The following is a 16,601-nucleotide window of genomic DNA, read 5'->3' on the forward strand; positions in this document are numbered from 1 at the left end:
TATTTTTACCACCACAAACAACTCGAATTTATGAATGAAATTAGACACGATTGGACGAAAGAGGAAATTCTAGAAGTATACAATAAGCCTTTAATGGAGCTTTTGTACGAAGCTTCAACTATACATAGAAAATATCACGACCCAAACACAGTACAGGTAAGTACCTTAATCTCGATTAAAACTGGTGGATGTTCAGAAGATTGTGGATATTGTCCGCAAGCAGCACGTTACCATACCAATGTTGAAGGAAATGATTTGATGACTGTAAACCAAGTTAAGGCACAAGCTTTACGTGCTAAAGATGGTGGATCATCAAGAGTTTGTATGGGAGCCGCTTGGAGAAACGTAAAAGACGGACCAGAATTTGACCAAGTGTTAGAAATGGTGCGTACTATTAACAAGCTAGACATGGAAGTTTGTTGTACCTTAGGTATGGTTACCGAAAATCAAGCAAAACGTTTAGCTGAAGCTGGTTTATATGCCTACAACCACAATATTGATACTTCGGAAGATTATTACGATGATGTAATTTCTACACGTTCTTTTGATGATAGAATTAATACTATTGAAAATGTACGTAAAACCAATGTAACGGTTTGTTCTGGAGGAATTATTGGTATGGGAGAATCGTTAGAAGACAGAGCTGGAATGCTTGAAACGTTAACTCGTTTTTCTCCGCATCCTGAATCTGTGCCAATTAACGCATTAGTTGCCATTGAAGGTACTCCGTTAGAAGAGCAACCTCCAGTAAACATTTTTGAAATGGTTCGTATGGTAGCAACTGCTCGTATTGTGTTACCAGACTCACAAGTACGTTTATCAGCAGGTAGAACTCAAATGAGTAGAGAAGGTCAAGCAATGTGTTTCTTTGCTGGAGCAAATTCTATTTTCGCTGGAGATAAATTATTAACAACTCCGAATCCTGATATTAATGAAGACATGAAAATGTTTGAAGAGTTAGGATTGAATACACAGAAGCCTTTCTTTAAGCATGAACAAAGAGAATCTGTTGAAGCAGAAAACTCACAATACCAATCGTTAGGTGAAAAACCAAAATGGACAAGACCAGACCATAAAATTGAACGTAACGAACAAAAGAAGCAAGAGGCTAAAGAAATAAGAGCCTAACATCAAATAAAAAATAATAAAATAACCGTTGAATTAATTCAACGGTTATTTTTTTATCATTTTCACAAACAGTTCCATACCTTTTCTACCTTCTGATGAGTTATAACAAGACTCCATACTTCCTGAAAAATAAGGCATAAAATAATCCTCATATTCTTGTTTACTACCTCCAAAAGGTGGATGGTCTTCATTTAGTACTGCATCAAACAGCAAACCAACTAGTTTACCTTTATTAGTTAGTAATTCATGTGCTTTTTGTGCATACTTTAGTCTTAACCCTGGATTGATAGCGCAGAAAAAAGTCTGTTCTATAATCAAATCAAAAGTGCCTTTTAATTCAAAAAAATCTGCATGAATTAAATTTTCCTTTGGGAAGTTAGGAACTCTTTTTTGAATTCTTTTTAACGGTGTTGAAGCAATATCTACTACAAAAACATTCTTAAATCCTTTATTAAATAAACACTCCGCCTCGTATGAGTTTCCTCCTCCAGGTATTAAAACCTGAATACTTTTATCTTCTAATTGATCAACATATTCTTTTAACGGGTTGGATATCTTTCCTAAATCCCATCCTGTTTTATTATGTAAGTACTTATTATTCCAAAATGTTTCTGACAACTCTATCATTTCTTCTTACTTTTATTTTTACAAATTTAAAAATAAAGCTTCTTTAATTTAACTACTGTTAAGAGGATAACTTAATATCAAAAAAAGCGATGCTTAAACATCGCTTTTTTTACTAGAAGTCAAACCCTATATAAAATTGCCAGACTCTATTTTTGGGTTTGTCTTCATCATAAATATCATTCAATCCTAGATGGTACCTTACTCCTAAACTTACTCCACTATTTGTTTTAAAACCTCCACCAAAATTTAATCCCCAATCAAAATTCCTAGGATCAAACTCTTTTGAGGTATCATACAGAATAAAGCCACTATCAAAGGTTTCTTTATGTGCTATTGAAAGTCCTATTTGAGGCCCTGCCTCTAAAAAAAAGTTATCAGAAGGATACAGTTTTACCATTAAAGGAAGATTTATATAATCTAACTCTTGCTTATAAGTACCACTTCCATCTATAATTTTATATCCTTGTTGTGAATACAGTAATTCCAATTGAAGTGATACATTATTTCCTATAAATGACTCTCCATAAAAACCTATATGGAAACCATGTAGCTGTTCTGTTTCAGAGTCTCCATTAAAACTCACTGCAGACAAGTTATATCCTCCTTTAATACCAGCTTTGGACTTTTTACTACTATCTTGTGCAACTATAGATGCACTAATCATTGTTATAAATACTATTACTAACTGAATTTTTTTCATCTTTTATTGATTTAATTTTACGATCTACTTTCCACCATTAGCTTGTAAATCTGATATACATTGGCTATCTAATGTTGGAATTTTATTTGATGAGAATACGTTTCCAATACCATGACTAGTTTCTGCTGCCCAATACATTAAACAGCTTTCTTCGTTACAATGTTTTGGATGATCTGCATCTTCATGATCTGTCTGCAAAGGAGTTCCTAAATTTGTAAGTCCTAAAATATGTCCGAATTCATGATGGATTACACTAGACTCTAATAAGCTTCTTTCTGGCTCAAATGTTCCATTACTTAGTTCTCTAATAGTTTCTTCAAAAATTACAAACGATGTATTATAATATGCAGTGCCTAAAACAAAAGAAGAATCGGAATCTTTTGAAGATTTACCATTTATAAACAATGCCCAAACCGTTATGGTATTTTGTGTGTTATAATAAGTTCTATGCTCGTTTTCAATCGTTACAATATCATTGATTGTATATACTTCTTTTCCTATAGTAGGTATTGATTTCGTATATAATTCTACACCGTTTGGTTTGAAAGTTCTTTCTTTAATAAAGTTTTTAAAGTTATTCTTTGCCTCTTCAGTTGGTTCAAATCCTTCAACATAAGCTAACTCTACAATCATTTTTTTATAAACATTGTCTGATAATAACTCATTTGCTGATGCTCCCGTAGGTTTTCTATTCTCTTTTGCAACCTCAACACCATCATTAATTATTGGTTCACTTTCTTTGGAACATCCCCAAATCAAAACACTGAATAGTAAAACTGTAAAAAACTTTTTTCTCATTATTCTTTCTTTATCTTACTTACGTAATTTGAATATCATTGGTTTTTTAAAACTTTAGGCTACTACTAGCGTAGCCATAAAGTTCCAAAATCAACTAGCTTAAAAGATTTTTTCTTTATATCTTTTTAAATGTTAATGTTATTGAAGTATCTGTTGTACTTTGTAATGTAAGTAAAGTGCTTGTATAAGTAGTTACAACCCATTCATTACCTAAAGCGCTTACAACAGTTCCAGCTTCAAACTCAACTTCTAAAAGGACTCTTGTATCTGATTCTACATCATATTCTCCTTCGATATTTTCTAAAGTTGTGTTTACTATATTTCTTGCTATTAATTTCCCTTCATTTGTAAATTCTATAGTATATGCAGCATATTCGTCAGCTTTTTCTACTCCTGCCTGAATAAAGCTTTCTACCTTAAATTTAGCTTTACTGATAATGGTCTCTAACTCGTCGGCTGCTACTTCTGCTGCTTCCTCTTCTTCTTCATAAGAGGTACACTCTTCAATAGCGTCTTCAAATTCAGAATCACTATTAACTTTCACAGAACTGCCGTTATTTAAAGTTATAGTTATTGGATACTTAACAGAGAATAATTCGCTTGAATCTAAGCTATCTACAAAGTTGTACAATTGTTTTTCCGATTCGATTACAACAGTACCTGTTTGTTCTAAATTAACATCATAAGTGAGCATTGATATTGGATATTCTATTTTTGCACAAGAGATAGCATCCTCCATTTCATCTGATGCTTCATCACATTTTCTATTTAATTCTTCCAATTCTGTTTGCGAAGTTATAGTTACTTCTGTATAGTTATTTAACTTTACTGTTATTGGAAAATTAAAAACTACGGTATCATCATCATCATTAAACTCATCCATTATTTCAAGAACTAAACTATAGTCTAATTCATTTATAATAGTCACTTCTTTACCGTTTATAGTTGCTGTTATTGGAAACAATAACTCAGCACATGAATTTCCATCCAAAAAATCATCTTCAGAACCATCGTTCATACCTGTTCTTTTATACTTCTTTGCCGTTTCAGAAGTTGGGGTATTTGCATTTGGATTTGTACCTACTTGTTCATTTTCTTCTGATTGACATGAGGTAAAAATTGTCAAAGTAGCTAATGCAAGTATGCTTATTAATTTTATTGTTTTCATCTTAATAAATTTTAATTTTTTAAACATTTGTTTTTTGAGCTCTTTCTGTCCTTTAGAAAACTATAAATCGTTTTACCCTACCTTTGTTTTCGATTTTTTTTCTATTTTAACTCCATAAAAGCATTCATATGACTAAAAAATCACTGTGTAATGAGGAAGACTTTAACGAGTTTTATAAGACTAATATTCAATTCGTTACCAACTTCTCATCTTATAAATTTAATGATAAAGATACTGCCCTTGATTTGATTCAAGAAGTATTTTTAAAAATGTGGGAAAAATGTTCTGAAATATCATACGATAAAGCTAAATCGTACTTATTTACGAGTGTAAATAATCTTTTTTTAAACGGCTTAAAACATGAAAAAGTTGTTTTAAACTATGCTAAAAACTCACCTTATATTGATATTAACAATCAAAGTCCTGAATATTTATTAGAAGAAGAAGAGTTTAAACATAAACTTAAAAAAGCAATTGAAGATTTAACCGAAGCTGAACGAGAGGTTTTTTTAATGAATAGAATAGATGGTAAAAAGTATAGAGAAATAGCGGAGTTATTAAATATTTCTCAAAAAGCGGTAGAAAAAAGGATGTCTTCAGCATTAAAAAAATTGAGATCAAAAATAGAATTATTGTAAGGGTAGGGAAATTTACTTCTTTATTGTCTAAAAGTTAGTTAAGCACAAAATGAAAGATGAACAATACATATTAAAATGGTTAAACGGAGAAATCTCCGATGAAGAACTGTTTCTATTAAAACAAGATAAAAACTTTAAAAATCTTGAAAAAATAGCGCATTATTCTTCTCAGATAGAAACACCAACCATAAATGTAGACAAAGCCTTTAAGGAGTTTGAACTTAAAAAAGCGACTACCACTAAAAAAGGAAAAGTTGTTTCATTTAATTATAAAAGATTTTACCAATATGCTGCTACGATAATAGTTTTATTAGTTTCTTCTTACTTCTTATTTTTTAATGGAGCAACAAACTACAACACACAATTCGCAGAAACACAAACATTTAATTTACCCGATGATTCTGAAGTAATTTTAAATGCAAATTCTACTATTTCATTCAACAAAAAAAAGTGGGAAGACAGTAGAAACATACAACTTAAAGGTGAAGCTTATTTTAAAGTAAAAAAAGGAAAAACATTTACGGTTCATACTTCTATAGGAAAAGTTACCGTACTCGGAACTCAATTTAACGTAAAAGAAAGAGCCAACTATTTTGAAGTAAAAACTTTTGAAGGTTTAGTTAGCGTACAGTACAAAGACGCCTTAGTTAAATTAGCAAAAGGAAAAATGTTTAAAGTAATTAATGGTAAAATAGATACTTTAAACACCTTTAATCTTACGAATAAATCTTGGTTACAAAAAGAATCTAACTTTAAAAGCGTTCCACTTCAACTAGTTTTAAATGAGTTGCAAAATCAATACGATTATACTGTAAAAACTAAAGATATAAACCTTGAACAGCTTTATACTGGTGGTTTTACTCATAGCGATATAAATGTGGCACTACAAGCAATTACAATTCCTTTGCAGTTATCGTACAAAATAGAAGGAAAAATAATTACTATATATAAATATGATTAGTAAGAAACTTAGCCTTGTTTTTATTTTTCTCCTTTCACTAACTTTAAAAGCTCAAAACAAAATTGAGCTTAAAAGTTTTTTGGTTGAAATAGAAAAACAACACGATGTAAAATTTACTTATTCTGATAAAGACTTAACAGGGAGTGTCGTTGCCGCCCCTCAAAAAAACTTGTCTTTAAACGAAGTGATTGATTACCTAAATAGTGCTACGTTATTTAATTTTAAAGCTTTAAACGATCGATTTATAACGGTTTCTTTTGCAGATAAAAAAATCACTATCTGCGGAAGAATTTTAGACGCACAAACTCTTGAACCGCTTAGTCTAGCTTCTGTAATAATTGACAATAGTAATATAGGAGCCAGCACAGACAATAATGGGGATTTTTTTCTAAAGGAAGCACCAATTAATGCAACAGCAACAATTTCTTATATCGGGTACAATTCAATTACCTTGCCCGTTAAAAAACTTTTTGAAACTCCGTGCAAGGAAATTTATCTAAATGAACTCTCTGAAGAACTTTCAGAAATTATCATCCCTAATTTTTTAACAACAGGATTACAAAAAAACATTGATGGAAGCACCACATTAAACTCTAAAAAATTCGGAATTCTTCCTGGGTTAATAGAACCTGATATTTTAAAAACGATTAAAGTTTTACCTGGTGTTGAAAGTATAAATGAAAGTATTGCCAATATTAATGTTCGAGGAGGCACAAACGATCAAAACCTTATGCTATGGGACGGTATAAAAATGTATCACGCAGGTCATTTTTTTGGATTAATTTCTGCCTACAATCCCTACTTAACAAAAAAAGCTACCGTAATTAAAAACGGTACTAGCGCACAGTTTAGTGATGGTGTTTCTAGTACAGTAAATATGCTTACCGACAATAAAATTACTCGCAAGCTTTCTGGAGGAGGTGGGTTTAATTTACTGAGTGCAGATGCTTTTATACACGTTCCTATTTCTGATAAATTAGAACTTCACGCTTCAGCAAGACGATCTTTTACCGATGCGGTAAACACGCCTACTTATAACAAGTATTTTGATAGAAGTTTTCAAGAAAACTCTATTGCTTCAAACAAAGAACATAAAACTACTACCAGTTTTTTCTTCTACGATTACTCTTTTAAGGTTTTGTATGATATTAATAACAATCACTCTTTAAGAGCCAACTTGATAAGCATTAAAAATAAACTAGACTACACTGAAGAATACACTTCTGGAAATACAACTTTTGAAGAAAACAGCTTACTAAAACAAGAAAATTTGGGAGCTAATATTACATGGAAAGCCAATTGGAGTAATCGTTTTTCTTCTGAGTTATCTACTTTTTTATCTGAATATACGATTAACTCTTCAGACTTTAACATAGATTCTAATCAACTACAAACACAATTCAATAATGTATTAGAAACTGAGATAAAACTACTTACTAAATATAAATTTTCAGACCTGCTAAATTTCACAAATGGTGCTGTTTTTAATGAAATAGGAGTTGCTAATAAAACTACAGTAAATGCTCCTTCATACACCAAATCAGTTAAAGATGTATTACTTAAATCTGCTATTTTTTCTGAACTTGAATACAAGCACAAAAACACCTATGCTCGATTAGGTGTGCGCGCCAATTATTTCCATGACTTTAATCAATTTTTAATTGAACCTAGAATAAATGTTAGGCAAAAGGTAATTAACAACTTATACCTTAAATTAGAAGGAGAACTAAAAAATCAAACAACAACCCAAAAAATAGATTTCCAAGATAATTTCTTAGGAATAGAAAAAAGAAGGTGGGTATTAGCTGATAATGATAAAACCCCTATCATTAAAAGTAAACAAATTTCTTTTGGTACTGAATTTTCAAAAAACAACTTACAAATAGATCTTACTGGATTCTACAAATTTGTTGATGGTATTACAGCTGCTAATCAAGGTTTTTACAACAATGTACAAACACTAAACTCTATTGGAAGTTATGAAAGTAAAGGTGTTGAGTTTTTAATCAATAAAAAAAGCAAAAAAATCAGTGCTTGGTTAAGTTATACTTTTACTGAAAACGACTATACATTCAATACTTTTAACCCTAATACATTTCCTAGTAATTTAGACATTACTCATTCTTTAAGCGCTGCATTAAATTACAGCCTTACTCCTAAAATCAACCTTTCTGCAGGAACAATTTTACGAAACGGAGCTCCATATACAACGCCTATAGCTGGAAATGAAACCGTACAATATGGTGATATCACTCTTATAAATTACGATGCTCCAAACAAAGAAAGATTAGGCAACTTTTTTAGAGTTAATGCATCTGGAAGCTATCAATTCAATATTTCTAACAATATTAAATCAACGGTTAGAGTCGGTTTTACTAACATTACTAATAGAAAGAATAGTATAAACGCATACTATGTTATTGATGACACTAGTGAAACTGGTGTTAAAAAAGTAAATACCTATTCATTACCATTTACTCCAAACTTAAGTTTTAGAATAAACTTTTAACTAATTAGCTTATTTTCTGAGGACTTTTAAAACTCTTCAATCATGTATACTCCCTTATAAAAACCTCAGATAATTCTATGATTGTATTATCTTTAATATAGTAAAAATTTAAGAATAAAGTGTCGTAACGATTTCTTAACTTTGCTTTCTTTAAACAACATGTTATGGGATTAAATCTTTCTCAAATCGAAAGAGTCGAAACAATTACCAAAGAAGACTTTATCAAGAATTATTTTAAACCGCAAAAACCTGTGGTTATTGAACGTTTTATTGAAGATTGGCCAGCCTATTCTAAATGGTCTTTAGAGTACATGAAAGAAGTAGCAGGCGATAAAACGGTACCTTTATACGATGACAGACCTGTTGATTATAAAGATGGTTTTAACGAACCTCATGCGACCATGAAAATGAGTGAGTATGTTGATTTATTAAAACGTGAACCAACTAAATTTAGGATTTTCTTATGGAACATTTTAAAAGAAGTACCTCAATTACAAAAAGACTTTAAATTTCCTGATTTTGGTTTAAGTTTAATGAAAGGCTTACCAATGTTATTTTTTGGCGGACGTGATTCGTACACGTTTATGCACTATGATATTGATTTAGCTAACATTTTTCACTTTCACTTTGAAGGAAAAAAAAAGTGTATTTTATTCGATCAAAAGCAAAACAAATACTTATATAAAATTCCGCATTCGTTAATTACTCGTGAAGATATTGATTTTAACGATCCTGATTTTGAAAAATGGCCTGCATTAAAAAATGCCAAAGGTTATGTTGCTGAATTAGAGCACGGAAATGTTTTGTATATGCCTGAAGGATATTGGCACTATATGCGCTATGTAACCCCAGGTTTTTCAATGAGTTTACGTGCCATTGCTCGTAACCCTAAAAACTTAGGAAAGGCTGTTTATAATGTATTTATTATGCGTACAATAGATAATGTGATGCGTCGTATTAAAGGTCAAAAATGGATTGATTGGAAAAACGAACAAGCTATAGTTAAAACAAACAAAGCAAATAATATTGCCTCATAAAAAAAGCGCCTAATAGGCGCTTTTTTATTATTTTTTTCCAAAAAGGCGTTGAAAAAAACTTTTCGTTTTGGTTTTAGTTTCTTGAAATTCTTCTTTAGCATCTTCTGCAAAATCGGCTAGATGTTCACTAGCTTCTCCTGCAACTTCTGAAGCTTTTTCAGTTATATCTTCTAATACTTCTTTTGCTTCATTAGTTAATTCATTTGCTTTTTCTTTAGCTTTTTGAATTGATTCATCGGAAATAATTTCTTCAACTTTTTCTTTTACATCTTCTACTATATCTACTAAATGTTCACCAGCTTCTCCTGCTAAATTACTTGACTTTTCTGTTATATTATCCATAACTTCTTTAGCTTTATCTAGCCCTTTGTTTAAGCTATCATTGGTGTTTTTATTTTCAGACATAATATAAAAATTAAAAAAGAATGTTTAGAACCAACCTCTATGATTTACTTGATATGTTTCAATAAAATCATCATCTGATTTTGTTAAATAAATGATTCCTTCAATAAAAGGAATAATTCCAGCAAACCCACAAGTTATAATCGTAGCTATAATTTGTATGATACCTTCTTTAGTGTACCCTAACACAAATTTGTGTATTCCAATTGATCCAATTACAATAGCTAAGATACCTGCTAATACACGTTTACTTTCTTGATTAGGAACAGTATTCCCGTTTTCATCAATTACATTCATTTTTTTAATTTTTTATTTATTAGACGGTGCTAAATTTATAAAAAAGCTTCGTCTTTTGGCTCCCATAACTCAATTTTATTTCCATCTAAATCTAAAATCCAACCGAATTTTCCATAATCATACTCTTCTATCTTATCCATTACCTTAACTCCCTTTTCCTTAAGATCTTCTAATAATTCAACTAAATTTTCTACCCGATAGTTAAACATAAAATCTTTTTTAGATGGCTCAAAATAGTTTGTGTCTTTTGCAAACGGGCTCCATTGTGTAGATGCTTTTTTGTCTTCATTATCTTTCCACCAAAATGTACAACCCCAATCATCTGTATTAAAACCTAAGTTCTTCTTATACCAATCTTTTGTTGCTTTTGGGTCTTCTGTTTTAAAGAAAACACCTCCTATACCAGTTACTTTACCTTTTTTCTTCATCTTATTTCTTTTTTACAACTGATTCATAAGTAGAAACCCATTCATCAACGGACATTTTAGTACACAATTCAGCAATTAATTCATACGGAATGTCATCCAGCTTTTTAAAACGTATACAACTTTTACCCATATCTAGTTTCCTTTTTGAATATTTAGGATATTCTGCTACAAACCAATCGTGTAACTCTTTATTTGCATAGATTCCACTATGGTATAAATTCACTGAATTCTTCTGCGAAGCTAAATTCATAAAAGGCAATGGAAGTTTAGGGTCACAATGATACCCATCTGGATATATTGAATGCGGAACATAATACCCAATCATCTTATAATTGATTCCTTCTTCAAAACCTTCAGGTAAGTTCTCCTTAATTATATTTCGTAATTTTTGTAAAACTTCTTGACGTTCTTCAGGAAGTTGAGAAATATATTCTTCTACTGTTGATACTTCATATTTCATGTTACATGAATTTGAAGCATCAAGTTAGCAAAATTTTTCTTTAATTTTATCTACAATAGTTTGCGCTAGCTTTTCTTTACTTTCTATAGTCCAACCTGCTACATGAGGAGAAAGCAACACATTTTCAGCATTGATTAAATATTGAAAAGCTTTTGGTACTTCGGCTACGCTCAGCACCCCATCTTTTGTTTTAAACAGGTTTTCGAAAGATTTTTTCTCATACTCCAAGACATCCAATCCTGCACCTAATACTTTTCCTGATTTTAAAGCCTCAACCAAGTCTTTCGTTACTACAGATTTTCCTCTCGCCGTATTTAACAACCAAAAAGGGTTTGAAAAATTAGCTATGAATTCCGCATCAATCATATTTGTTGTTAATGCTGTTTCTGGAGTATGCAAACTTAGAACATCTGCTCTTTTTTGTAGTTCTTCTAAAGAAACTTGAGTACAGTTTTCATCACCAACATTTGGTTTGATATCGTAACAAATAACATTTACATCAAAACCTCTAAGCTTTTTAGCAAATGCCTTACCCATATTACCATAACCAATAATTCCTACGGTTTTTCCGTCTAACTCAATTCCCCTGTTTTCTTCTCGTAACCATTTACCTTCGCGAACTTCTTTATCAGCCTTGTTCAATTTATTAAAAAGCGATAGCAACATTCCTAACGTATGCTCTCCTACTGCATTTCGATTACCTTCTGGGGCAGAAATAAGCACTATTCCCTTTTCTTCAGCATATTCACAATCAATATTTTCTAAACCAGCACCTACTCGTCCAATAAACTTCAAGTTTGTTGCTTTGTCTAAAAACTGCTTATCAATTGTAAAACGACTACGAATTATAATTCCATCGTACTCATGAATTTTTGCTTCAATTTCTGATTTAGTAGAAATATAATCCTCTTGATTTTCAAAACCTAACTCTTGAAGTTGTTTTATTAATAAAGGGTGGTTTGTATCTAAATGAAGTATTTTCATTAAAATAGATTTGTTGGATTTTTAGATCTTTAGATTTTTGGATAGTTTAATGGCTGGATCTAGACTAATGTTGAATTGAATTTAGACATCATTTTCACTATGCTAATTAGAGTTTCTGTATGTTCCTCTAAATCATTTGAAGAAATAAAACCCAAATCATAACTAAGTAATAATTGAGTTTCAACTTCATAACATGAACCTAATGCAATGACCAAAAATCTAGAAAAATCTTTATTGGATGTTCTTGAGCAACCTTCTGCTATATTTGAAGGAATTGACACAGAAGCTCTTCTTAATTGAGATACTAATCCATACTTTTCATCTTCAGGAAATTTTGATGTGAGCAAATAAATATCTTTACAAAAAGACCTGCTCACTTGCCAAAATTTAAAATCCTTGTATCTGTGCATCTCTTAACTTCTAGAAATTGAATAATCCAACTATCTAAAAATCCAATAATCTAAATTAATATTGTTCGTTTTCGTTTGGAAAGTCCTTGCTTTTTACATCAGCTATGAACTGTTCAAAAGCATTTGTCATTTCGGTATGTAAATCTAAATATCTACGTAAAAAACGTGGATTAAACTCGTGAGTCATTCCTAACATATCATGCATTACCAATACTTGACCATCTACTCCACCACCGGCACCAATTCCTATTACAGGAATCGTTAACGCTTCTGCTACTTTTTGAGCCAATTTAGCTGGTACTTTTTCAAGTACTATTGCAAAACACCCTAATCTTTCTAACATTAAAGCATCTTGCATTAACTTCTCTGCTTCTTCCTCTTCTTTGGCTCTTACTGTGTAAGTACCGAATTTGTATATAGACTGTGGTGTTAACCCTAAATGCCCCATTACTGGAATTCCTGCATTTAAAATTCTTTTGATTGAATCTTTTATTTCTTTTCCTCCTTCTAATTTAATCGAATGCGCTCCACTTTCTTTCATAATTCGAATAGCAGAACGTAATGCTTCTTTAGGGTCAGATTGATAGCTACCAAAAGGTAAATCAACCACAACCAAACAACGGTCAATTCCTCTTACAACAGAACTTGCATGGTAAATCATTTGATCTAAAGTAATAGGTAATGTAGTTTCATGACCTGCCATTACATTTGATGCAGAATCACCTACCAAAATCACATCAATCCCTGCTCCATCAACAATTTTTGCCATGGTATAATCGTATGCCGTAAGCATCGATATTTTTTCTCCGTTGGCTTTCATCTCAACAAGAGATTTTGTAGTAATTCTTTTATATTGTTTTTTTGCTACTGACATTTCTTTTGTTTTATAGATTGTAAAAATACACAATTATTCACTGGTTTTATTTATTACATTTTTATAACCTGCTTAATTCTCTTTTTTTTAACGCCGTTAATCTTGTGTTAATTAAATTTTAGCCCTTTATTTTTTTAATAGCTTTACCTAACTAAATCAAACTAAAATGCAAAAGATATTCACTTTACTTATTGTTTTTGTAATTTCTACTGTTGTAAATGCTCAAGAAGATCTTCAAGAGAAAGCCATAAAAAACACCGTTGAAACCTTTTTTGAAGGCTTGCATAAAGGTGATAGTACAATCGTAAGTTCTACTTTACACCCAACAATTACTATTCAAACTACATTTACCAATAAAGAGGGTAAAAATGTATTAGTTACCGAAAGTAAAAACAAGTTGTTAACTAGTATCGCTAATAAAAAACCTGAACATACTTATTTAGAAAAGTTACTATCATGGGATATAAAAATTGATGGAAATTTAGCTTCTGTATGGACTCCTTATGAATTTTATTTAAACAATAATTTTAGTCACTGCGGAGCAAATTCATTTCAGCTTTTTAACAACAACGGTAAATGGGAAATTATTTACTTAGTTGATATGAGACGTAAAGGTGATTGTGATGCTAATAAACAATAAATACATGAAAAAGTTCAGTTTACTTTTCTTACTTTTTTCTTGTTTCAGTTTTGCTCAAGAATCAAAATTATTTCATCCAGAATTGTTTAATGGTTTACCAAACGTCAGAGATTTTTCAATGAGTAAAAATCAAGATGAATTTTACTTCACTGTTGAAAGCTACTTAAAAGAATACACGTTTATAGCTTCTTCAAAAAAAGTAAATGGAAAATGGCAAAAACCTGAAGTTGCTAGTTTTTCTGGGCAACATAAAGATTTAGAGCCTTTCCTTTCTCCTAACGGATTACAACTCTTTTTTGCTTCTAACAGAAAAGACAACTCCTCTGGCGAAATAAAAAATGACATGGATATATGGTATGTTACAAGAAATTCTTTGGAGGATGCATGGTCAGAACCTATAAATATTGGCACGACTATAAATACCAATGCCGATGAATTTTATCCTTCAGTAACCGAAAAAGGTGATTTATTTTTCACTGCAGAATACAAAGACAACACCACAGGAAAAGAAGATATTTACGTAAGTAGATTGGTGAATGGAGTATACACTAAACCAACTCCGCTAAGTTCAGGAGTGAATTCAGATAAATATGAATTTAATGCCTTTGTTGCACCTGATGAAAGTTTTATAATTTTCACCTCTTACGGTAGAAAAGATGATTTAGGCAGAGGTGATTTGTACATCAGTAAAAAAGGAACCAATAACGAATGGTTACCTGCTACTCATTTAAAAAGTATTAATTCTAATAAACTAGACTACTGTCCGTTTGTTGATTTACAAACGAATACCTTGTATTTTACTTCTAGTACTTCTTCAATTCCTAAAGTGCTTTCTAAAAAAATGACTTTGTCTGAATTTAAAGAGTATTTGAATACTAACCCTAATGGATTGAGTAGAGTTTATGTTAGTCCTTTCAGTAAAAAATAACCTATCTTTGAAAAGATGAGCCAATCGAATCCTGCAAATATTTTATTTCCTAATAAATGGGTAGACAATTATGCTGATTATTTGTTTAATTACGCTATTGCTCGTGTAAACAACTCAAATATTGCTAAAGATTTAGTGCAGGAAACTTTTTTTGCTGGATTAAAATCTGCTAAAAATTTTGAAGGAAAATCTAGTGAAAGAACCTGGTTGGTTTCCATTTTAAAAAGAAAAATTATTGACTATTATCGAAAAATAAATTCTAAAAAAGGACAAGCTGAAATTAGAATGAACTTTTATGATAGCGGTGATAATGAAGGAAATTGGATTGAAGAACGCGTTCCTCAATCATGGAATAATGAAGCTGAGAAGAACATTGAAAATGAAGAACTAAAAGATCAGTTAGATAAATGTATTGATAGCCTTCCTGAAAAATATGCAATGGTTTTTAAAATGAAAACTATTCAACAATTTGAAACAGAAGATATTTGTAAGGAACTAAATATTACTCCGTCAAACCTATGGGTAATGATACATAGAGCAAGAACACAACTAAGAAACTGTATGGAGCAAAACTGGTTTAATAAGTAAAAAGATGTTTAAATTTTTTAAAATTACATGTGATGAAGCCACTACTATTTGTGATAAAAGCCAATATGGTGAAGCCTCAATATATGAAAGAATTCAGCTTAGTTGGCATTTAGTAGTTTGTAAAATTTGCATTTTGTACTCTAAACAAAACAGAAAAATGTCTGATATTTTAAAACTAAAATCAGGCAATTGTAAAAAAAATAACCCTTGTTTTTCTCAGAAAGAAAAAGAAGCTTTAAAAGAACAATTAAATAACTTTAATTAACAAGTTTGGTTTTTATAACCAATTTTTGATTTTTTGTTAGATTGAAACGGAATTTATTGTAGCGATAAATTCCGTTTTTTTAATTTTGCCACAGAAAAAATAATCACATGCACTTTTTACCAGAAAAACTAGATAATTATGTTGTTGAGCATTCTCAAGCTGAACCTAAACTACTACAAGAATTAAGTAGAGAAACTTGGCAAAAAGTATTAAATCCGCGTATGTTAAGTGGTGCTTTTCAAGGTAGGGTTTTATCAATGATTTCTAAATTAGTACAACCAACAACTATTTTAGAGATTGGTACCTACACAGGGTATTCTGCCTTATGTTTAGCTGAAGGACTTTCAAAAGATGGAATGATTCATACGATTGATAAAAATGAGGAATTGGAAGAATTGCAGCACAAATATTTTCAAAAATCGGAATACAAAGATCAAATAACTCAATATGTTGGAAACGCCATAGACATTATTCCTACAATTGATGCTAAGTTTGATTTGGTTTTTATTGATGCCGATAAATCTAATTATGTAAACTATTTTCATTTGATTATCGAAAAAATGAACAAAGGAGGTATCATTTTATCTGATAATGTACTTTGGAGTGGTAAAGTAATTGAAGAACTAGATCCTAAAGATATCGACACAAAAATACTTCTTGAATATAATAGACTCTTAAATGAAGATAGTCGCTTAGAAACGGTTGTAAAAACAAAAAGGTAAATCATATGATTTACCTTTTTGTTTTTATGAAATGATG

General features: G+C 30.8%; 21 protein-coding genes. 10 read left to right on the forward strand and 11 right to left on the reverse strand.

Going from position 1 to position 16,601, the window contains the following annotated elements:
- Positions 1–30: 30 nt before the first annotated feature.
- A complete protein-coding gene (bioB, locus tag OU788_RS06250) occupies positions 31–1,128 on the forward strand; it encodes a biotin synthase BioB (RefSeq protein ID WP_274634392.1) in 1,098 nt (365 codons plus the stop codon).
- Between the two features lie 45 nt (positions 1,129–1,173).
- Here the strand turns inward: bioB and OU788_RS06255 are convergent, their stop codons facing one another.
- The 4 genes from OU788_RS06255 to OU788_RS06270 form a co-directional block, all read right to left on the reverse strand.
- Complete coding sequence (locus OU788_RS06255; protein ID WP_274634364.1) at positions 1,174–1,755, reverse strand: SAM-dependent methyltransferase; 582 nt, start codon at positions 1,753–1,755, stop codon at positions 1,174–1,176.
- Positions 1,756–1,867: 112 nt separating this feature from the next.
- Positions 1,868–2,455 carry a porin family protein gene (locus OU788_RS06260; RefSeq protein ID WP_274634365.1) on the reverse strand — a complete coding sequence of 196 codons (588 nt, stop codon included), beginning with the start codon at positions 2,453–2,455 and terminating at the stop codon, positions 1,868–1,870.
- A gap of 24 nt (positions 2,456–2,479) precedes the next feature.
- Positions 2,480–3,253: a membrane metalloprotease gene (locus tag OU788_RS06265; protein WP_274634366.1), complete on the reverse strand. Its 774-nt coding sequence runs from the start codon at positions 3,251–3,253 to the stop codon at positions 2,480–2,482.
- A 115-nt stretch (positions 3,254–3,368) separates the two neighbouring features.
- Positions 3,369–4,421 carry a hypothetical protein gene (locus OU788_RS06270; RefSeq protein WP_274634367.1) on the reverse strand — a complete coding sequence of 351 codons (1,053 nt, stop codon included), beginning with the start codon at positions 4,419–4,421 and terminating at the stop codon, positions 3,369–3,371.
- A gap of 128 nt (positions 4,422–4,549) precedes the next feature.
- On the opposite strand from OU788_RS06270, the gene OU788_RS06275 reads away from it, so the two are divergent.
- The 4 genes from OU788_RS06275 to OU788_RS06290 all read left to right on the forward strand — a co-directional run bounded on the left by OU788_RS06275 (position 4,550) and on the right by OU788_RS06290 (position 9,566).
- Positions 4,550–5,059 (forward strand): RNA polymerase sigma factor, encoded by a 510-nt coding sequence (locus tag OU788_RS06275; RefSeq protein WP_274634368.1) that lies wholly within the window; start codon positions 4,550–4,552, stop codon positions 5,057–5,059.
- Between the two features lie 49 nt (positions 5,060–5,108).
- Positions 5,109–6,020 carry a FecR family protein gene (locus OU788_RS06280; RefSeq protein WP_274634369.1) on the forward strand — a complete coding sequence of 304 codons (912 nt, stop codon included), beginning with the start codon at positions 5,109–5,111 and terminating at the stop codon, positions 6,018–6,020.
- 79 nt (positions 6,021–6,099) lie between these two features.
- Positions 6,100–8,529, forward strand: coding sequence for a TonB-dependent receptor plug domain-containing protein (locus tag OU788_RS06285; protein WP_274634370.1), 2,430 nt, complete (start codon positions 6,100–6,102; stop codon positions 8,527–8,529).
- A 164-nt stretch (positions 8,530–8,693) separates the two neighbouring features.
- Positions 8,694–9,566, forward strand: a complete 873-nt coding sequence (locus OU788_RS06290; RefSeq protein ID WP_274634371.1) for a cupin-like domain-containing protein — start codon at positions 8,694–8,696, stop codon at positions 9,564–9,566.
- 27 nt (positions 9,567–9,593) lie between these two features.
- Here the strand turns inward: OU788_RS06290 and OU788_RS06295 are convergent, their stop codons facing one another.
- Genes OU788_RS06295 through panB form a run of 7 tightly spaced genes read right to left on the reverse strand, consistent with a single transcriptional unit; the run spans position 9,594 to position 13,421 of the window.
- Positions 9,594–9,971, reverse strand: coding sequence for a hypothetical protein (locus tag OU788_RS06295; RefSeq protein WP_274634372.1), 378 nt, complete (start codon positions 9,969–9,971; stop codon positions 9,594–9,596).
- A 24-nt stretch (positions 9,972–9,995) separates the two neighbouring features.
- Positions 9,996–10,265, reverse strand: coding sequence for a TM2 domain-containing protein (locus tag OU788_RS06300; RefSeq protein ID WP_274634373.1), 270 nt, complete (start codon positions 10,263–10,265; stop codon positions 9,996–9,998).
- Between the two features lie 35 nt (positions 10,266–10,300).
- Entirely contained in the window at positions 10,301–10,693 is a 393-nt protein-coding gene (locus tag OU788_RS06305) for a VOC family protein (RefSeq protein WP_274634374.1), read from the reverse strand.
- A gap of 1 nt (position 10,694) precedes the next feature.
- Entirely contained in the window at positions 10,695–11,153 is a 459-nt protein-coding gene (locus OU788_RS06310; RefSeq protein ID WP_274634375.1) for a DUF1801 domain-containing protein, read from the reverse strand.
- 24 nt (positions 11,154–11,177) lie between these two features.
- Positions 11,178–12,137, reverse strand: a complete 960-nt coding sequence (locus OU788_RS06315; RefSeq protein ID WP_274634376.1) for a 2-hydroxyacid dehydrogenase — start codon at positions 12,135–12,137, stop codon at positions 11,178–11,180.
- Positions 12,138–12,196: 59 nt separating this feature from the next.
- Complete coding sequence (locus tag OU788_RS06320) at positions 12,197–12,547, reverse strand: four helix bundle protein (RefSeq protein WP_274634377.1); 351 nt, start codon at positions 12,545–12,547, stop codon at positions 12,197–12,199.
- Between the two features lie 55 nt (positions 12,548–12,602).
- Entirely contained in the window at positions 12,603–13,421 is an 819-nt protein-coding gene (panB, locus tag OU788_RS06325) for a 3-methyl-2-oxobutanoate hydroxymethyltransferase (protein ID WP_028892153.1), read from the reverse strand.
- A 166-nt stretch (positions 13,422–13,587) separates the two neighbouring features.
- Between panB and OU788_RS06330 the strand changes: the two genes are divergently transcribed.
- From OU788_RS06330 to OU788_RS06350, 5 genes are all read left to right on the forward strand, one after another.
- Complete coding sequence (locus OU788_RS06330) at positions 13,588–14,061, forward strand: nuclear transport factor 2 family protein (protein ID WP_274634378.1); 474 nt, start codon at positions 13,588–13,590, stop codon at positions 14,059–14,061.
- A gap of 4 nt (positions 14,062–14,065) precedes the next feature.
- Positions 14,066–14,989, forward strand: a complete 924-nt coding sequence (locus OU788_RS06335) for a TolB family protein (protein ID WP_274634379.1) — start codon at positions 14,066–14,068, stop codon at positions 14,987–14,989.
- 15 nt (positions 14,990–15,004) lie between these two features.
- Entirely contained in the window at positions 15,005–15,577 is a 573-nt protein-coding gene (locus tag OU788_RS06340; RefSeq protein WP_274634380.1) for a sigma-70 family RNA polymerase sigma factor, read from the forward strand.
- Positions 15,578–15,581: 4 nt separating this feature from the next.
- Positions 15,582–15,842: a hypothetical protein gene (locus tag OU788_RS06345; protein ID WP_274634381.1), complete on the forward strand. Its 261-nt coding sequence runs from the start codon at positions 15,582–15,584 to the stop codon at positions 15,840–15,842.
- A 107-nt stretch (positions 15,843–15,949) separates the two neighbouring features.
- Positions 15,950–16,564: an O-methyltransferase gene (locus OU788_RS06350; protein ID WP_274634382.1), complete on the forward strand. Its 615-nt coding sequence runs from the start codon at positions 15,950–15,952 to the stop codon at positions 16,562–16,564.
- Positions 16,565–16,601: the final 37 nt, after the last annotated feature.

This window comes from Tenacibaculum sp. L6 (genome assembly GCF_028823685.1).
In the GTDB taxonomy this organism is placed as follows: Bacteria; Bacteroidota; Bacteroidia; order Flavobacteriales; family Flavobacteriaceae; genus Polaribacter.

Bases quoted from the DNA above. Each gene is read 5' to 3' on its own strand.
- OU788_RS06280 (WP_274634369.1), top strand. From the start codon at position 5,109: ATGAAAGATGAACAATACATATTAAAATGGTTAAACGGAGAAATCTCC.
- OU788_RS06315 (WP_274634376.1), bottom strand. From the start codon at position 12,137: ATGAAAATACTTCATTTAGATACAAACCACCCTTTATTAATAAAACAA.
- OU788_RS06270 (WP_274634367.1), bottom strand. From the start codon at position 4,421: ATGAAAACAATAAAATTAATAAGCATACTTGCATTAGCTACTTTGACA.
- OU788_RS06330 (WP_274634378.1), top strand. From the start codon at position 13,588: ATGCAAAAGATATTCACTTTACTTATTGTTTTTGTAATTTCTACTGTT.
- OU788_RS06320 (WP_274634377.1), bottom strand. From the start codon at position 12,547: ATGCACAGATACAAGGATTTTAAATTTTGGCAAGTGAGCAGGTCTTTT.
- OU788_RS06340 (WP_274634380.1), top strand. From the start codon at position 15,005: ATGAGCCAATCGAATCCTGCAAATATTTTATTTCCTAATAAATGGGTA.
- OU788_RS06275 (WP_274634368.1), top strand. From the start codon at position 4,550: ATGACTAAAAAATCACTGTGTAATGAGGAAGACTTTAACGAGTTTTAT.
- OU788_RS06295 (WP_274634372.1), bottom strand. From the start codon at position 9,971: ATGTCTGAAAATAAAAACACCAATGATAGCTTAAACAAAGGGCTAGAT.
- OU788_RS06300 (WP_274634373.1), bottom strand. From the start codon at position 10,265: ATGAATGTAATTGATGAAAACGGGAATACTGTTCCTAATCAAGAAAGT.
- bioB (WP_274634392.1), top strand. From the start codon at position 31: ATGAATGAAATTAGACACGATTGGACGAAAGAGGAAATTCTAGAAGTA.
- OU788_RS06290 (WP_274634371.1), top strand. From the start codon at position 8,694: ATGGGATTAAATCTTTCTCAAATCGAAAGAGTCGAAACAATTACCAAA.
- OU788_RS06310 (WP_274634375.1), bottom strand. From the start codon at position 11,153: ATGAAATATGAAGTATCAACAGTAGAAGAATATATTTCTCAACTTCCT.
- OU788_RS06345 (WP_274634381.1), top strand. From the start codon at position 15,582: ATGTTTAAATTTTTTAAAATTACATGTGATGAAGCCACTACTATTTGT.
- OU788_RS06260 (WP_274634365.1), bottom strand. From the start codon at position 2,455: ATGAAAAAAATTCAGTTAGTAATAGTATTTATAACAATGATTAGTGCA.
- OU788_RS06255 (WP_274634364.1), bottom strand. From the start codon at position 1,755: ATGATAGAGTTGTCAGAAACATTTTGGAATAATAAGTACTTACATAAT.
- OU788_RS06265 (WP_274634366.1), bottom strand. From the start codon at position 3,253: ATGAGAAAAAAGTTTTTTACAGTTTTACTATTCAGTGTTTTGATTTGG.
- OU788_RS06335 (WP_274634379.1), top strand. From the start codon at position 14,066: ATGAAAAAGTTCAGTTTACTTTTCTTACTTTTTTCTTGTTTCAGTTTT.
- panB (WP_028892153.1), bottom strand. From the start codon at position 13,421: ATGTCAGTAGCAAAAAAACAATATAAAAGAATTACTACAAAATCTCTT.
- OU788_RS06305 (WP_274634374.1), bottom strand. From the start codon at position 10,693: ATGAAGAAAAAAGGTAAAGTAACTGGTATAGGAGGTGTTTTCTTTAAA.
- OU788_RS06350 (WP_274634382.1), top strand. From the start codon at position 15,950: ATGCACTTTTTACCAGAAAAACTAGATAATTATGTTGTTGAGCATTCT.